Source organism: Algoriphagus yeomjeoni, assembly GCF_003259505.1.
Lineage (GTDB): Bacteria > Bacteroidota > Bacteroidia > Cytophagales > Cyclobacteriaceae > Algoriphagus > Algoriphagus yeomjeoni.
Genome location: NZ_QLLK01000004.1, coordinates 234,744 through 251,133 on the forward strand (window position 1 = coordinate 234,744; position 16,390 = coordinate 251,133).

At 40.1% G+C, this 16,390-nt stretch carries 13 protein-coding genes; 5 read left to right on the forward strand and 8 right to left on the reverse strand.

Going from position 1 to position 16,390, the window contains the following annotated elements; genetic code table 11:
- Window positions 1–89: 89 nt before the first annotated feature.
- The 4 genes from xylA to LV83_RS08470 form a co-directional block, all read right to left on the reverse strand.
- Entirely contained in the window at window positions 90–1,403 is a 1,314-nt protein-coding gene (xylA, locus tag LV83_RS08455) for a xylose isomerase (protein ID WP_111611113.1), read from the reverse strand.
- A gap of 42 nt (window positions 1,404–1,445) precedes the next feature.
- Entirely contained in the window at window positions 1,446–2,948 is a 1,503-nt protein-coding gene (locus LV83_RS08460; RefSeq protein ID WP_111611114.1) for a xylulokinase, read from the reverse strand.
- Window positions 2,949–2,960: 12 nt separating this feature from the next.
- Window positions 2,961–4,604, reverse strand: coding sequence for a sodium/sugar symporter (locus tag LV83_RS08465; protein ID WP_111611115.1), 1,644 nt, complete (start codon window positions 4,602–4,604; stop codon window positions 2,961–2,963).
- Window positions 4,605–4,725: 121 nt separating this feature from the next.
- Entirely contained in the window at window positions 4,726–5,550 is an 825-nt protein-coding gene (locus LV83_RS08470; RefSeq protein ID WP_111611116.1) for an aminotransferase class IV, read from the reverse strand.
- A 156-nt stretch (window positions 5,551–5,706) separates the two neighbouring features.
- Here LV83_RS08470 and sdaAB point away from each other — a divergent pair, with 156 nt between their 5' ends.
- From sdaAB to LV83_RS08485, 3 genes are read left to right on the forward strand one after another with little or no spacing between them, the layout of a single operon-like run.
- Window positions 5,707–6,384, forward strand: coding sequence for an L-serine ammonia-lyase, iron-sulfur-dependent subunit beta (gene sdaAB / locus LV83_RS08475; protein WP_111611117.1), 678 nt, complete (start codon window positions 5,707–5,709; stop codon window positions 6,382–6,384).
- A 7-nt stretch (window positions 6,385–6,391) separates the two neighbouring features.
- Window positions 6,392–7,741 carry a TolC family protein gene (locus LV83_RS08480; protein ID WP_111611118.1) on the forward strand — a complete coding sequence of 450 codons (1,350 nt, stop codon included), beginning with the start codon at window positions 6,392–6,394 and terminating at the stop codon, window positions 7,739–7,741.
- A gap of 3 nt (window positions 7,742–7,744) precedes the next feature.
- On the forward strand, window positions 7,745–9,058 hold the full coding sequence (locus LV83_RS08485; RefSeq protein ID WP_111611119.1) for an efflux RND transporter periplasmic adaptor subunit: 1,314 nt from the start codon (window positions 7,745–7,747) through the stop codon (window positions 9,056–9,058).
- Between the two features lie 94 nt (window positions 9,059–9,152).
- Here LV83_RS08485 and LV83_RS08490 read toward each other — a convergent pair whose 3' ends face one another.
- The 3 genes from LV83_RS08490 to LV83_RS08500 are packed head-to-tail and all read right to left on the reverse strand — an operon-like array spanning window position 9,153 to window position 12,517.
- The gene (locus LV83_RS08490; RefSeq protein ID WP_111611274.1) at window positions 9,153–9,740 is read right to left on the reverse strand and encodes a Maf family nucleotide pyrophosphatase; all 588 of its coding nucleotides are present in this window, start codon (window positions 9,738–9,740) and stop codon (window positions 9,153–9,155) included.
- The gene (locus LV83_RS08495; RefSeq protein ID WP_317046664.1) at window positions 9,724–11,082 is read right to left on the reverse strand and encodes a DUF1015 domain-containing protein; all 1,359 of its coding nucleotides are present in this window, start codon (window positions 11,080–11,082) and stop codon (window positions 9,724–9,726) included. Before LV83_RS08495 ends, LV83_RS08490 begins: the two co-directional genes overlap by 17 nt.
- Complete coding sequence (locus LV83_RS08500; protein WP_111611121.1) at window positions 11,021–12,517, reverse strand: acetyl-CoA carboxylase biotin carboxylase subunit; 1,497 nt, start codon at window positions 12,515–12,517, stop codon at window positions 11,021–11,023. The genes LV83_RS08495 and LV83_RS08500 overlap by 62 nt, the downstream gene beginning before the upstream one ends.
- A gap of 178 nt (window positions 12,518–12,695) precedes the next feature.
- Between LV83_RS08500 and LV83_RS08505 the strand changes: the two genes are divergently transcribed.
- Both LV83_RS08505 and LV83_RS08510 read left to right on the forward strand, forming a co-directional pair.
- Window positions 12,696–13,946 carry an aminotransferase class I/II-fold pyridoxal phosphate-dependent enzyme gene (locus LV83_RS08505; protein ID WP_170124563.1) on the forward strand — a complete coding sequence of 417 codons (1,251 nt, stop codon included), beginning with the start codon at window positions 12,696–12,698 and terminating at the stop codon, window positions 13,944–13,946.
- Between the two features lie 102 nt (window positions 13,947–14,048).
- The gene (locus LV83_RS08510) at window positions 14,049–14,225 is read left to right on the forward strand and encodes a histone H1 (protein WP_111611123.1); all 177 of its coding nucleotides are present in this window, start codon (window positions 14,049–14,051) and stop codon (window positions 14,223–14,225) included.
- A gap of 67 nt (window positions 14,226–14,292) precedes the next feature.
- Here LV83_RS08510 and LV83_RS08515 read toward each other — a convergent pair whose 3' ends face one another.
- Entirely contained in the window at window positions 14,293–16,089 is a 1,797-nt protein-coding gene (locus LV83_RS08515; protein WP_245947029.1) for a M1 family metallopeptidase, read from the reverse strand.
- Between the last annotated feature and the right edge of the window lie 301 nt (window positions 16,090–16,390).

Below are 16,390 nucleotides of genomic sequence, written 5' to 3' on the forward strand. Positions count from 1 at the left end.
AATTCACAATCCCAGGTTAATATTTTTCGCAAAAAAAGTCCGATTGAAGAAAATCAACCGGACTTTTAAGATTTTTTTAATAAAGAGACTTAGATGAATCTATTTAATAGATTTTCAAAGTATTCTTGCTTACCACTTGTCTGTATTGGCTCCCCTACTTCAGCTGCATAGTTTCTCAAATCTTCTAGTGTAAGTTGTCCTGTTTCAAAGGATTTGCCTTTACCAGTATCGAAACTTGCATAACGGTTCTTTCTTCTTTCTAAGTAATCAGATTTATCCAAGATATCCTGAGCGATCAACATTCCTCTTGCAAAAGCATCCATACTGCCAATGTGAGCTAAGAAAAGATCATCCATATCAGTAGAGTTCCTTCTGATTTTAGCATCAAAGTTTACTCCACCACCTTGAATCCCTGCTGTAGTCAACAATACAAGCATTGCTTCTGTCATCTCCTGCAAGTTCATAGCAAACTGATCAGTATCCCATCCATTTTGATAGTCACCTCTGTTGGCATCGATACTTCCTAGCATACCTGCATCAGCACATACTTGAAGCTCGTGTTGGAAGGTGTGACCTGCAAGTGTTGCGTGGTTCACTTCGATATTCAATTTGAAATCTTTGTCCAATCCGTGCTGTCTCAAGAAGCCAATCACAGTAGCTGCATCGTAATCGTACTGATGTTTAGTTGGTTCCATTGGCTTAGGCTCAATGAAGAATGTTCCTTTAAAACCATTCTTTCTAGCATAATCACGAGACATGGTTAGAAATTGAGCCAAGTGCTCAGTTTCACGCTTCATATCTGTATTTAGCAAAGACATGTAACCTTCACGGCCACCCCAGAATACGTAGTTCTCACCATTCAGGGCAATAGTTGCATCAATGGCATTTTTCACTTGAGTTCCTGCCCATGAAACTACATTGAAATCAGGGTTAGTAGAAGCACCGTTCATGTAGCGAGGATTGCTAAAAACGTTTGCAGTTCCCCAAAGCAATTTCACTCCTGTTTCAGCCTGCTTTTGCTTAGCATATTCAGTAATGATTTGCATTCTTTTCTCATACTCTGCAAGACTTGGTCCTTCATCGATCAAGTCGATATCATGAAAGCAATAGTAAGGAGCTCCAATTTTTGTAATGAATTCGAAAGCAGCATCCATTTTGTCTTTAGCTCTCTGAATTGGGTCTGCAGCAGCATCCCAAGGATGAACGATCGTTCCAGGCCCGAATGGATCTCCACCAGTTCCACAGAAGGAATGCCAATAGGCAATAGCAAATTTGAAGTGCTCCTTCATTGTTTTGCCGGCAATGATACGATTCTCATCGTAAAATCTAAAAGCCAACGGATTATCGCTTTCCTTACCCTCAAAAGGGATTTTATCGATTGAAGAGAAATAAGTTTTTGACATTTTTACTTTGGTTTATTAGGTATTTATAGGTTTGAAATTTAATTAATTGGATGCTTTTTGGATTGTCTCTAAGTAACTTTTCCAAGTTTCATATACTTCTTCATAGGGCTCATAGAAGTGCTCATTAGGTTCTATAGTCTCAAGCAATTCTAATCCAGCAAAAGCCTCCGCTTCGTTTGCATAGACGCCAGCACCAATGCCTGCACCTCTTGCTGCCCCTTGTGCCCCATCTGTATCGTACAGTTCCAAGACTACTTTATTCATATGAACAAAAGTCTTTCTGAAAACTGGACTTAGGAACATGTTTGCTTTTCCTGCTTTCACAGTATTTAGGTCTAGGCCCATATCCTGCATTATCTGGAATCCAAAGGTAAGGGCTGAAACTATTCCTTCCTGAGCAGAACGGATAAAATGTCTTTTATCATGCTTCAACAGGTCCAGCCCCATCATATGCGCTCCGACATGCTGGTTTTGCATAATACGCTCGGCTCCATTTCCAAATGGAATAAAGGTCAAGCCATCAGATCCTATTGGAGCAGACCCGCCAAGGTTGTTCATTTCATCATACTCAATGTGAGCAGCTCCCATCACTTTTTTCAACCAGCTATTTAAAATACCGGTACCATTCACACAAAGAAGCACGCCATAGGAAGGGTTCTCTTTTGTATGATTCACGTGTACAAAGGTATTAACTCTGGACAAAGGATCATGAAGTGGTTTATCGGCTACTCCATAGACTGTACCTGAAGTACCGGCAGTTGTCGCTAGCTCACCTGGCTTTAATACTTGAAGTGAAAAAGCATTGTTAGGCTGATCTCCAGCACGATATGAAATAGGTATACCTTCTTCCAGTCCGGTTACTTCAGAGGCAAAAGCAGAGACTCTTCCTTGTATAGAATAGGAAGGAACTACTTCAGGAATCCATGATTTGGAGATTTGATAGTTTGCTAAAACTTGATCACTTAGGCCATTTTTTTGAAAGTCCCAAAATATTCCTTCAGACAAACCCGTCTCAGAAGTACAGATTTCTCCAGTTAATCTCATCGCAATGAAATCTCCAGGAAGCATCATTTTATGAATTTTGGCTGCAATAGCAGGCTCATTTTCGATGACCCAGCGTAGTTTAGAAGCAGTGAAATTACCTGGTGAATTCAAGAGATTTTTCTGGCAGTATTCTTCACCTAGTTCTTTATACGCTTTTTCTCCAATTCCTACTGCCCTACTGTCACACCAAATAATTGATGGTCGAAGCACATTTTGATCCTTATCAACTAATACAAGGCCGTGCATTTGGTAAGCTATACCAATCCCCTTCAATTCGCCTTTCTTAACAGATGTTTTGTTCAACACATAGCGTATTGAGTGCTGAACGTACTTCCACCAGGTATCCGGATCTTGCTCAGCCCATCCTTTTTCAGGGGCGTTAATAATCATTTCCTCTTCAGGAAAAGCTTTTGATAAGATTGACTTACCTGTATCTGCGTCAAGTAGTGAGGTTTTGACAGAGGAGCTCCCAATGTCAATTCCTAATAATAATCGTCTCATTAAATCTATTTTTTACCAGAATGCGATGTACAAAGCTGCAGTGATTCCTGCGATGAGCACCGCACCAATTTTGAATTTGGTACTTGTTTTAAACAACTCCTTGTTAATATCAATGCTGTTTGGATGGTCTTTTCCTTTACCTTCTACCAAACTTATGATAATCATAAGTGCTGCCAACACCAAGAAAACTACTCCCATTCGATCGAGGAATGGTAATCCAGGAAAAATGACCTTCAGCACCACCGAAAGAGGAATACTCAAGGCAGCTCCTGTTAAAGCAGCATTCGAGGTTGTTTTCTTCCAGAATACTCCAAAAAAGAATATAGCAAAAACACCTGGACTAATAAAGCCTGTGTATTCCTGAATAAACTGGAATGCCTGATCAAGTGCTCCAAGAGCAGGTGCGACGATAGAGGCTACTCCAAACGCAACAAGAGCGGTAATTCGCCCAACCTTTACCTGATCGGCCTCAGAAGCGTCTTTTTTGATGTATTTATTGTAAATGTCCATCGTGAAAATCGTAGAGGTACTATTTGCCATAGACGCCAAAGAAGAAACGATTGCTGCTGTCAATGCTGCAAAAGCAAGTCCTTTCAAGCCGACTGGCAACAATTGAAGCAAAGTAGGATATGCTCGATCAGATTTGATTAATCCGGAAACCGGGTCTTTCATGGACTCTATAAACCCGACGTCTATGCCATTATTTACAATTACAAAAGCAGCAATTCCTGGAATTACTACGATCAAAGGCATAAGTAACTTTAAGAAGCCAGCGAAAATCATCCCTTTCTGAGCTTCATCCAAGCTTTTGGCAGCTAAGGCTCTCTGTGTAATATATTGGTTGAAACCCCAATAGCTAAGATTGGTAATCCACATACCTCCTACCAAAACGGAAATTCCGGGAAGATCCAGATAAGCATCACGCGTTCCGCCAGATCCATCAGGAATCATCATTTCTCCTTTTGACAAGATCATGGAAAAATGACCAGGAACTTCTCTGCGCAATAAACCAAGTCCTTCCCAAGCGTCACCGCCTCCTACCATCTGAAGCGCGATGTAAGTAGTTGCTAGACCACCTGCGATCAAGAAAACCACCTGAATTACATCAGTCCAAGCCACAGCTTTTAGACCTCCATAGATAGAATAAATCATGGCGAAAAGCGCCAATCCGAAAATGCCATATCCCAAAGGCACATCTAAAATGGTATTTAAGCTTAATGCTCCTAAGTACAATACAGATGTCAGGTTGACAAATACATAAAGCAGCAGCCAGAAGATGGCCATGGTGGTTCTTACACGAGTATCGTATCGATCAAGTAAGAATCCAGGCATGGTGTAAATGCCCTTTTTGATATAAACGGGTAAGAAGAAAATAGCAACTACTAATAAGGTGACTGCCGCCATCCATTCATAGGTGGAAATAGCTAAACCCAGGGCGAAGCCTGAGCCTGACATACCAATAAATTGTTCAGCTGAAATGTTGGAAGCTATTAATGAAGCTCCTACTGCCCACCAGGGCAATGCCTTAGAGGCGAGAAAATAATCAGAAGAGTTTTTGACGTGCCCCTTCTTTTCACGTGATACAAAAATACCCATCCCTATGATGAGCAAGCAATAGCCTATAAAGACGGCTAAATCTAAAGGTTCTAAGAGCATAAATGTTAGGTTAGGTTTGGGAGGTTAGTTTTTTTGGGTACAAGACTAATCTTAATAGAATAGGCGGTTAAAGATAATATTTTCATCATAATGACTGTCATAAAAAGACGCTATTTCATTTTCATTCAAATAAATCATTTAGGTGCTGTAGTGGAATAGTTGAGAACAGTGTTTTATTATAACTCTCTAAATAACTGATTCCCGTACAGTTACTGATAAATGCTTGATCAGCAGCTTCCAATTCTGAGGGTAAAAACTCCCCTTCTTCAAAAGGAATATTTTTTAGGACTAAATAATCTAAAATCACCTGCCGACTTACTCCATTAATACAACTACAACTCAAAGCTGGTGTAAAAACAACTTTATCCTTAACCCAAAAAATATTTGATGCTCCAGATTCAGATATGTAGCCCCTATGATCAAGGAGTATAATTTCATCTAAGCCTCTATCTTTTCTCTCCTGATTTGCCAAAACATAAGGCAAAGCATTTAGGGTTTTGAAAGCAGACCAGCTGTTTGGAAACAATTGAGTTTTTAAGGATACATCTACTTTCTTTTTGATTTTTGGAGCCGGTTTGAATTCAGAAATTTGAAGCATTTGTTTTACTTCGTTTCCTTCCGGCGTGTATTTGCCTTGGCCACTTCGGTAAACATTCCACCTGACTCGCTTTCGTTGATTCGGGAAATTACTAGCTAGAAACTGAACTAGTCCTTCTGCATTTATACTTGAATCGTCCAGATTTAAAAGCTGCATTCCTCCAGAAAGTCTCTTTAGATGCTTCTCGAAAAACCTGATTTCTTTGAAATCCCAAACCATAGTTTCAAACAGCCCATCCCCAAAATTCATAGCGCGATTAGGTATTTCAGAAGAATCAAGAAATACCCAATCATTGCCAGATAAGGAATTAGTAAAGATTGTATCGATTTCGATCATAAAACTGTTCATTATCGGCCAGAAGGTGTTTTTGTTTACTAAATCTATTGTTAAACTATGTCAACACACGACCATTTAAATGGTATTCTATGTAATAAATAAGAATTTTTGCATGATTTACATGCGACGATTTTACCTTAGCATCAAAATTGGAACATATAGACCTAGATGGCAAATAAAAGTAGCGTTTTTGATATGATCGGACCGATAATGATAGGACCATCCTCTTCGCATACGGCTGGAGTAGTTAGAATCGCTAGAGCGGCAATCCGCGTTTTAGGAGGAATCCCTGACGAGGCAGTCATCACATTTTATAATTCTTTTGCAAGAACCTATGAAGGTCATGGTAGTGATCGAGCGATAATCGGCGGTTTGATGGATTTTAAAACGGATGATGCCAATATCAAAAACTCGCTTGAAATAGCTAAGGAAAAAGAGTTAACCTATAAATTCAAGTCCATCGGAAACTCCTCTATTCACCACCCAAATACCATAAAACTCAATCTAAAAAAGGGTGAAAGAGCGGTGGAAGTGGTGGGAGAAAGCCTGGGCGGAGGAGTTATTAATATTGCCGAAGTGGATGGATTTGTAGCAAATTTTTCAGCAGCAAATCATACGCTTATTATCAAGGCTAAAGATATTGCTGGTGCTATTGCCTTCATTTCTGCTGTAATTACACAAGAGAAAGCAAATATTGCTACTATGTCTGTTTCCCGAAAAGGTAAAAATGACCTTGCATGCCATGTGATTGAAATGGATTCTGGAATCCAAGAAATTACCTTAACTTATCTGAAATCACTATCCTGGATTACTGAACTAATTTATATACCTGACATTGACCTTTAACTACACCATGAGAAAATTCCTATTGGGTATTGCCCTAGTTTCAGGAATTTGTTTTTCCACTTTTGCACAAGAAGCAGTGATTCCTACATTTCCTTTGGATTTGGAAACAGCTGTTGATATTGCATTGAAAAACAACCTGACACTGAAAAGAAGTGAACTGAACCAACTCTCTAATGAGGCTACATTGCTTCAAAATCAGGGACAGCGCTACCCAAATCTAACTACTGGAGCAAGCTCTGGCTATAGATGGGGTAGATCTATTAACCCGGTTACCAACCTTTTTGAAACGGCACGTATCGGAAATATAAACGTCTCTGCCTCTTCGAATGCAACAATTTTTGCAGGCAACCAAATCAATAATTCAATCAAACAGTCGAAAGTGGATTTGGAAGCTGGATTGTATACTATTCAGGCTACAAAAAATGACATTACGCTAAATATTATCAACCTGTTTATCAATGTTGTATTTAACAGAGAGCAGGTAAATGTTGCCGAAAATCAGCTTGCAACAACGAAAGACCAGTTGGTTCGAACCACTAAATTGGTCGATGCAGGATCTTTGCCATTATCCGACCAACTGGATGTACAAGCGCAAAACGCTACCAATCAGGTGAATTTGGTAAATGCAACAAACAATTATACTATTTCCAAACTAAACTTAGCTCAAGCTCTTCAAATCCCCTTCACATCGGAATTCGCTGTGATTGAGCCAGAGTTTGAGATAAATGAATCTCTAATGGCGACGGAAACCCCAAAAGACATTTACGAAACTGCTTTGGGAATTATGCCAGAAATCAAGATAGCCCAGGCTAATATTGAAAGTGCTGAATATGGAGTTAAACTCGCTAAAGCTGGCTACTATCCTACTTTAGGAATTGGAGCGAATATTTTCTCAAACTATATAGATCAAGCCTTTGGGACAGATCGACCGTCTTTCATACAGCAACTCGACAACAACCTTTCGGAAGCTGTAAGTCTTCAATTGAGCATCCCGATTTTTTCAAGACTGAATAATAAGGCTGGGGTGCAGCGTGCAAGAGTGCAAAAACAACTCAGCGAGGTAGCAGCACTTGAAGCTGAAAATCAGCTGAGGAATGACATAGAAACAGCTTATAATAGTGCCCTTGCCGCACAGTTGACCTATGAATCATCACTTGTACAGGTCGAGAGCCTACAGGAAACCTTCAGAATTTCACAGCAAAGATTTGATTTAGGTGCTATCAACTCAGTAGATTTTCAGGTAGCGCAAAACAATCTTTTCAATGCTCAAGCAAATCTGCTAAACGCTAAATACACTTATATTTTCAGAGTAAAAGTTCTTGATTTTTACCTGGGTAATCCTATTAATTTAAATTAAACCATGGCCAATAAAAAATCAAATAAGCTATTATATTACCTCTTAGGCGGTATAGTGGTATTAATCATCTTTGCAGTAATTGCCCGGAATGCTGGATGGGTAGGTGGAGAAAAAGAAACACAGGTAGAAGTCTCCACTGTAAAGAAAACTGCAATTATAGAGAAGGTAAGCGCCTCCGGCGAGATTCAACCTGAAGTGGAAGTAAATCTAAGTCCTGACGTAGCAGGTGAGATTATTGAACTGAATGTAGAAGAAGGAGATTCTGTGGCGGTAGGAAAGCTTTTGGTGAAAATCAGACCTGATAATTTTATTTCAGCCTTAGCCAGAACAAGAGCAAATTTCAACCAGCAAGAAGCAAACCTTTCTCAATCAAAGGCGGCACTGCAGAGATCAGAAGCTCAATTCACTCAAGCTGAACAAAACTTCAACAGGCAGAAGGCTCTTTATGAGCAGAAAGCCATTTCTCAGGCAGACTTTGAGCAGGCTCAAGCAACCTTCATCTCTGCACAAAAAGATCTGGAAGCAGCAAAGCAAAGCGTACTAGCTTCAGAATTCGTGGTGAAAAGTTCTCAGGCGTCTGTGAATGAAGCTGAAGAAAACTTAAGGTTGACAAATGTATATTCACCGGTGAGTGGTATCGTGTCCAATCTTTTGGTGGAGCAAGGAGAACGAGTAGTAGGTACACAACAAATGGCTGGTACGGAAATGTTGACCATCGCTGACCTTTCTAAAATGGAAGTAAGAGTAGATGTCAACGAGAACGATATAGTGAGATTGAGCTTGGGAGATACCACCATCATCGATGTTGATTCCTATGCATATACTGGCAAAACATTCAAAGGAATAGTAACAAGTATTGCTAACACTGCAAATACAAAAGCCTCTGCAGATGCTGTTACCGAATTCAAAGTGAAAATCAGAATTCTTAACGACTCCTATCAGGAGCTAGTCGATGAAGGTAAAAAATACCCTTTCAGACCTGGAATGACCGCTTCTGTAGAGATTATCACTAATTCAAAAAGTAATGCACTATCTGTCCCTCTAGCAGCTGTGACGACCAGAGAAAATAAGCTAGATACACTTGCCGCTGGCACTACCCGACTTAAAGAATTGGTATTTGTAAATGAAGGTGGAGTTGCAAAATTAAAAGAGATCAAAACCGGAATTTCTGACTTCCAAAACATTGAGGTATTAGAAGGCTTAACCGAAGGTGATCAAATCATCTCTGGCCCATACTTTATCGTAAGTAAGGACCTAAAAGAAGGTGACAAAGTAGCACCTGCAGAAGGAAAAATCATGGCAATCAAACAAGATTAAGCCAGTAGGTAATTTCTTCAATACTTATTCCCAAAAGCAAAAGCCCTGTGAACTTCCAAATTCACAGGGCTTTTCACTTATTGTCAACTCGTATTTACCATTTTTTCAATTGAGCATAAACCAGGTGAAGTGGAAAGCCCATTACATTGTAATAAGACCCTTCAATTTTTTCTACGCCTATAAAACCTATCCATTCCTGAATACCATAAGCCCCCGCTTTATCCATTGGTTTGTATTGATGAATATAATGCCATATTTCCTCCTCTTCGAGAAATCTAAACGACACGATAGTCTCATCTTCTAAGGTTATTTGCCTGGAAATATCTCTAATAGTGACTGCAGTCATCACCGTATGAGTAGAGCCCGAAATGCTTTTCAACATATCAAAAGCTTCTTCCTCAGTATTGGGCTTACCAAGCACATGTCCATTTTCAATGACTACAGTATCTGAGGTAATGAGAATTTCATTGTCAGCTAGTTGTCCTTTAAAAGACTCAGACTTCAATTTAGAAAGATAGGCAGCGACATATTCGGCTCGAAGATCCTTCGGGATAGTCTCATCAACAGAATTTACCCGAACTTCAAATTCTACTTCCAAGCCTTTTAACAGTTCTTGGCGCCTCGGGGAGTTTGAGGCTAGGATAAGTTTCTTTCCACTTAGGTTACTAAAGAAAGGATTCATATTCGAAATCAAATTCATCTTGTTTAATACTGGCGAAAAGTAATCCGCCTAATGCTTTTGGATAGAAATAGGTAGACTTCTGAGGCATCACTTGACCACTTCTGCACACTTCCAACACTTGCTCCAATTCCAATTCTCGAGTAATGACAGCAAAGCTTGCCTGTCCAGATCTAACTTGCTGAATACATTTTGAAAAATTTCGCTCGTAGAAAATTTGATCGGAATTTCTCTGTTCAGCTACCGGAATACCCAAAATCCTTGCGAACAAAACCTCATGAAGAACAGAAAGATCCAACTGCCTTATACTTTCAGGTAAGTGCAAATTGAGTTGATCCATCATTTCTGACTTCAATTGTAAGGTATAGCTCTCCTCTCCCATTACCAGCCCAAAGGTATGAGGTTTATGAAAAGCATATGCACCTAATTCTTCGGGATCAGCAAATTTTTTCACCTGAAACCATTCTTGGATCTTTCCCAGAAAAGCGGCTTGGGTTAATTCCAATCCATAATAGAGCCGATGAGTAGGAAGTATTTTCAAATGATTCCCACTGGTATTGGTGAGATACATCAGGTGATAATCATAGCCTTTCCACTTGGTATCAGGCAATTTCCCTCTCATAGATTTCCGGAATTCTATCGCACCTTCTATTCTATGGTGCCCATCGGCCAAAATCACTTGTTTATCCTTTAGCACCTTTAGAAAATGCTTAATGATTTCTGGATTTTGAATGATCCCCATCACTTCTCTTACCCCTTGGTAATCTTCCAATTCATACAAAGGATTAGCGATAGCATCGTCCATATAAGACTCCAACTGTTCGTCCTTATCTTCATACAGACCATGAGTTGGACTTGCTTGAATCTGCGTCGTTTTCAGTAAATCTATTCTATCATTTACAGCTGAGACAATTGTATTCTCATGCCTCAAAATCACTTCTTCACTCCAATCATAGGCCTTGATTTGGGCAATGAATCCCTTTCTGCATCGCTCGTCATGCTCGCCCGGAAGGCGGAAATATTGATAATACACATAAATTCCAGGCAAAGTGTCCTGCTGAATTACTCCTTCTGATTTCCACTTTAGAAGGGTTTCTAAAGCATTTTGAGAAGGATTATTACCCTGAGGTACAGAAAGATGAATACTATTGAGCGGATTCTCATAGAGTAACTGCCGCTGTCGGGTCGAAACCACATCAAATAATGGAGCAGTTAATTCCTCCATTTTTGGAGTCAAAGCCTCTGCATAGCGCCAAGCTTTTAGTGGTAGGATTTCTGCCATTCTACTGTAATCTATTTCTCCAAGCGCTTTGGGACTTTGGCGCAGCTTCACTTTGCCCAGCATTCTGAGAATTACTCTGTGAATAAAACTCAACCGCTAAAACAGCTAACAATTCCATTTCTGAGTCTGAAAATTGCTGCTCCAGAACTGAAGGGTCAAAATAGTTCTCTACAAATTTCGTATCAAAAGCTCCACTGACGAATGATTCATGAGTGATTGCAAACTTGCAGAACTCAAGCGTAGTCTGAATCCCTACGATCTTATAGTCATCGATGGCACGAACCATCTTTTCGATAGCAGCAGTTCTATTTTCGGCATGAGTAATCAACTTCGAAATCATAGGATCGTAATAAATAGGAATTTTCATCCCTTCTTCAAATCCATCATCCACACGAATTCCTGCACCTTGTGGCCTCTGATAGGTCTCTAGTGTTCCGATGTCCGGAAGGAAATTATTACTTGGATCTTCAGCATAGACTCGTACTTCAAGTGCATGCCCATTAATTTTGAGATCTTCTTGGGCAAAAGAAAGTGGCTTTCCTTCGGCAATTAAAATTTGCTCACGAACGAGGTCCTTTCCGGAGATCATTTCCGTCACAGGATGCTCCACTTGGAGACGGGTATTCATTTCCAGAAAGTAGAAATCCAAATTCTCATCCACGATAAACTCCACCGTTCCAGCTCCATAGTAGTCACATGCCTTAGCTACGCCTACTGCCGCTTCACCCATCGCTTTTCTCATCTCTGAAGAAACTACAGCCGAAGGAGCTTCCTCAATCACTTTTTGATGACGTCTTTGAATAGAGCATTCCCGCTCAAATAGATACACGATAGTACCTTGCTGATCTCCCAGAATTTGGATTTCTATATGTCTCGGTGAAGTGATGTATTTCTCTATGAAAACTGCGCTGTCACCAAAGGAAGATTGTGCCTCACTTACTGCCCGCTGCATTTGCTCTTCGAATTCCCCTTCATTTTCCACAATTCGCATTCCTTTTCCACCTCCCCCGGCACTAGCTTTAATCAGAATAGGATAACCGATTTCTGCAGCTCGAGCCTTGGCAACAGGGATATCCGAAATAGCTTCTTCCGTACCTGGCACCAAAGGAATATTGTATTTGGCGACAGCCTGTTTGGCGGCAAGCTTAGATCCCATCACTTCAATTGACTCTGAAGAAGGACCTATGAATATCAAACCCGCAGCTTTTACTTTCTTGGCGAAATCAGCATTTTCTGAAAGAAATCCATATCCTGGATGAATCGCATCGACTCCCAACTCCTTACAAACCTCTATTATTTTATCACCTAGCAAATAGGATTGTGAGGAGGCTGGCGGACCTAAGCATACTGCCTCATCGGCAAAAACTACATGCGGGGATAGTCTATCTGCCTCACTATAAACTGCAACTGTCGAAATGCCCATTTCTCTGGCAGTCCGCATGATTCGCAGGCTTATCTCTCCTCGGTTTGCTACTAGAATTTTTTTGATTTTGGCCATTATCTCTGATATTATTAGCTAGAATTTGGGTTTAAGCGAAATAAAGAAATTTATCTGAGCTTTGTTAAGAATCATTTGTTTCACTGTTGTTTTTTGCTTGGGAGGCTTTAAAGTTTTATTTTTGTCGGATTTTAATGAACAGATCATTAAATCCCTTATCACTTAAATTCGAAACACTTTGGATCTATTTGCAAAATTAAAAATGAACATGGGCCCTTTGGGCAAGCACTCTGAATTTGCTGACGGCTATTTCTCTTTCCCCAAACTTGAAGGTGAAATTGCCCCTAGAATGAAGTTTCAGGGAAAAAATGTTCTTACCTGGAGTTTGAATAATTACCTAGGCCTAGCAAATCATCCTGAAGTACGTAAAGCTGATGCTGATGCGGCCGCTGAATATGGTGCAGCCTATCCGATGGGCGCGCGTATGATGTCAGGACAAACTACACTTCACGAGCAATTAGAAGATGAATTGGCAGCTTTTGTAAACAAGAAGAAAGCTTATTTATTGAACTACGGTTACCAAGGAATTATGTCTGTCATAGATTCACTTCTAGACAGAAAAGATGTTGTAGTCTATGATTCTGAATGCCATGCATGTATTATTGATGCACTTAGAATGCACTTGGGTAAGCGTTACGTTTTCCCTCATAATGATATTGAAAACTGCGAAAAGCAGCTAGAAAGAGCCACCAAGCTTGCAAATGAAACCGGCGGAGGAATCCTCGTGATTACTGAAGGAGTCTTCGGAATGACTGGAGATCAAGGCAAGCTGAAAGAAATCGTTGAGCTAAAGAAGAAATTTGAATTCAGATTGTTGATCGACGATGCGCATGGCTTTGGTACTATGGGTAAAACCGGTGCAGGTACAGATGAAGAACAAGGTGTACAAGACCAGGTGGATCTTTATTTCTCCACTTTTGCTAAGTCTATGGCTAGCATTGGCGCATTCATCGCTGGTGATCCAGAAGTGATTTTGTTCTTGAGATACAATATGCGTTCTCAGATTTTTGCTAAGTCTCTGCCTATGCTTTTGGTGAAAGGTGCGTTGAAGCGTCTCGAGCTACTGAGAACTCAGCCTGAGCTTAAAGACAATCTCTGGACAATTGTCAATGCACTTAGAGATGGGCTTCATGAGAATGGATTTAGCACAGGCAAATCAAATTCTCCAGTAACCCCGGTAGTACTTAATGGTACCGTAGGTGAAGCAGCAGCTTTGACTAAGGACCTGAGAGAAAACTACAGTATCTTCTGTTCTGTAGTGATTTACCCAGTGATACCTAAAGGAATGATTATCTTGAGATTGATTCCTACGGCTGTCCATACTTTGGAAGATGTAAAAGAAACTATCACAGCATTTGCAGCGATAAAAGAGAAATTAACAAGCGGTGTTTATAAAAATTCCGAGTTTGCTATTTCGGTTGGTGAATAAAAATAATTCAAAAAAAATGCCCTCAGGATTGAATTAGCAAGTATTTGGGCTATATTGAATTACAAATAAACTTATCATCAACTTTAAAAAAACACTTTTACTATGAGCAAATTTAGTGAAGTAAGCGAACTGGTTAATTCTCTTAAAGACGATTTTGAAAAGTTCTACGACAAAGGAAATCAGGCAGCTGGTACTCGCGTAAGAAAAGGAATGCAAGACTTGAAGAACATGGCTCAAGACATCAGAAAAGAAGTTCAAGACATGAAGAACGCAGGTTGATTCCAACAATAAAAAAAGGTGACTAAACAGTCACCTTTTTTTGTGCAAAATGAAATGAAAGTGGAGTTTAAAACTCCACTTTATTGTTTTCTTGAGCTATATCTGCTAGCCTTTTGCTAGGATCAATCTCGATAGATTTAATCAGATCTGATTTTTTATTCACTGTAATTGTCTTGGTAAGATTTGTCCATGGCCAATCTTCAGAAATCACTCTAGTCGGCGCTCCATCTTCAGGGGCCTTTTCACCTCTCATTATTTCCAAAGGCAAATAAACCATCTCAGAAGTACCATCCTTGTAGGTAATCACCAAGTCTATAGGCATCGGCATCAGACCAATTCGCTCAAGTGTGATTTCAGTTTTGTCACCTTGGGCTTTTACAGCTTTTATTCCATAATCAATCGTCTTGGTAGTATACACAAAGTATTCTTTGTACCAATCCAATTCCAAGCCACTCTCTTTTTCCATAATACGGATGTAGTCATTCACATTTGGGTGTTTGAATCTCCACGTATTGAAATACCTATGTATCCCTCTATCCCTAGCTTCTTCACCAATAATGTAACCCATTTGAGCCATGAATACAGCACCTTTAGAGTAGGCTGCCGCACTATACGCTGAGTTTGTATGGTAATGGTCTGAGTGCGTACTCATCGGCTCTTCTTTACCAGAACTCACCAATCGATAATATCCTGCATAAGAACCTCTAAGTGGGTTTTCACTTGGTCTGAAAATAGCAGAAGAAGTAAGGGAAGCCGCGTAGCTAGTAAATCCTTCGTCCATCCATGGGTATAGCGCCTCATTCGTAGCAATGACACCCTGAAACCAGCTATGGCCCAACTCGTGAATCATTACACCTACTAGGCTATTTAGGTTACGACCACCAGTCACTAGCGTAGACATAGGATATTCCATTCCACCATCGCCACCTTGTATTACTGAGTACTGCTTGTAGGGATACTGACCAAAATGCTCAGACATAAATTCTATTGCCTTTGGCGTGTACTCCATCAGTTTCTCCCAGTTTTCGGTAGCACCATCTTCAGGAATATACAGGTGATGGACAGTTATCCCATTATCCATCAGGAATTTATCGTGACGGTATTTAGGATCTGCTGCCCACATAAAATCGTGAACCTGCGGAGCTTTGAAGTGCCAGGTCAGGTTCTCTCCTATCGGCTCAGGCACTGTTACACCTGCATCTTCATAGCCATGACCGATTTCATTTGGATTTTGTAAATAACCCGTTCCACCAATCACATACGTTTTATCGATGGTGATTTTCACATCAAAATCTCCCCAAATACCATAAAATTCACGACCGATGTAAGGATTTGCATGCCATCCTTGCTCGTCATACTCAGACATTTTAGGATACCATTGTGACATAGAATATCTCACGCCTTCCTCACTGTCACGACCTGATCTTCTGATCTGTAGCGGTACTTGACCGTTGAAAGACATTTCAAATGTAGCGTCCGAATTTGGTAGAATTGGCTCTGTAAGCTCTACCTCCAAAATCGTCCCTACCTCTTCAAAATCAACATCTTTACCATTCATGGTCAGGCTATTTACTCTCAAATAACCTATCTCTTCTGGCTTTAATTTGCTGATGCGATCCCCTACTCTACGGTCAGGATCAGCGATGCTTCTGGATCTTTCATCCATCATACTACCTGGCTGAAAAGCATTGTAATACAAATGATAAAAAACACGATGAAGCGTGTCAGGTGAATTATTGGTGTAAACCAACACTTGTGTTCCAGTGTATTGATTGGTTTTGACGTCCATATTGACGTCCATTTGATAATCAGCTGCCTGCTGGAATCTTCCTGTTTGAGCAAAGACTCCACTGCTACCTATCATCAAAAGAAAAAGCCCATAAAAAGGCTTTGCCAACTTAATATGCATAGTGATTAGTTTTTTAACAAAGAAAACCAAATCCAAAAGCGTTCCAAAACCACCCGTAAAAAATAGGAGCATAAATGACTTAGATCAATACCACAAAAAAAATCCCGAAAATCGACTTGGACTTGAACTGAGTAATTTTCGTAAAGCTCAGCAAACTACTCCTGACTCCCCCCAAAAGTCACAAACTCCAGCCATTCCCCGGCCATGCTCAGCATAGAATTTATGGTTCTACCATGATTATATTGGTAATGACACT

Excerpts from the sequence above, each read along its gene's own strand:
- xylA (WP_111611113.1), bottom strand. The coding sequence starts at position 1,403 with ATGTCAAAAACTTATTTCTCTTCAATCGATAAAATCCCTTTTGAGGGT.
- LV83_RS08460 (WP_111611114.1), bottom strand. The coding sequence starts at position 2,948 with ATGAGACGATTATTATTAGGAATTGACATTGGGAGCTCCTCTGTCAAA.
- LV83_RS08465 (WP_111611115.1), bottom strand. The coding sequence starts at position 4,604 with ATGCTCTTAGAACCTTTAGATTTAGCCGTCTTTATAGGCTATTGCTTG.
- LV83_RS08470 (WP_111611116.1), bottom strand. The coding sequence starts at position 5,550 with ATGAACAGTTTTATGATCGAAATCGATACAATCTTTACTAATTCCTTA.
- sdaAB (WP_111611117.1), top strand. The coding sequence starts at position 5,707 with ATGGCAAATAAAAGTAGCGTTTTTGATATGATCGGACCGATAATGATA.
- LV83_RS08480 (WP_111611118.1), top strand. The coding sequence starts at position 6,392 with ATGAGAAAATTCCTATTGGGTATTGCCCTAGTTTCAGGAATTTGTTTT.
- LV83_RS08485 (WP_111611119.1), top strand. The coding sequence starts at position 7,745 with ATGGCCAATAAAAAATCAAATAAGCTATTATATTACCTCTTAGGCGGT.
- LV83_RS08490 (WP_111611274.1), bottom strand. The coding sequence starts at position 9,740 with ATGAATCCTTTCTTTAGTAACCTAAGTGGAAAGAAACTTATCCTAGCC.
- LV83_RS08495 (WP_317046664.1), bottom strand. The coding sequence starts at position 11,082 with ATGCTGGGCAAAGTGAAGCTGCGCCAAAGTCCCAAAGCGCTTGGAGAA.
- LV83_RS08500 (WP_111611121.1), bottom strand. The coding sequence starts at position 12,517 with ATGGCCAAAATCAAAAAAATTCTAGTAGCAAACCGAGGAGAGATAAGC.
- LV83_RS08510 (WP_111611123.1), top strand. The coding sequence starts at position 14,049 with ATGAGCAAATTTAGTGAAGTAAGCGAACTGGTTAATTCTCTTAAAGAC.
- LV83_RS08515 (WP_245947029.1), bottom strand. The coding sequence starts at position 16,089 with ATGATAGGTAGCAGTGGAGTCTTTGCTCAAACAGGAAGATTCCAGCAG.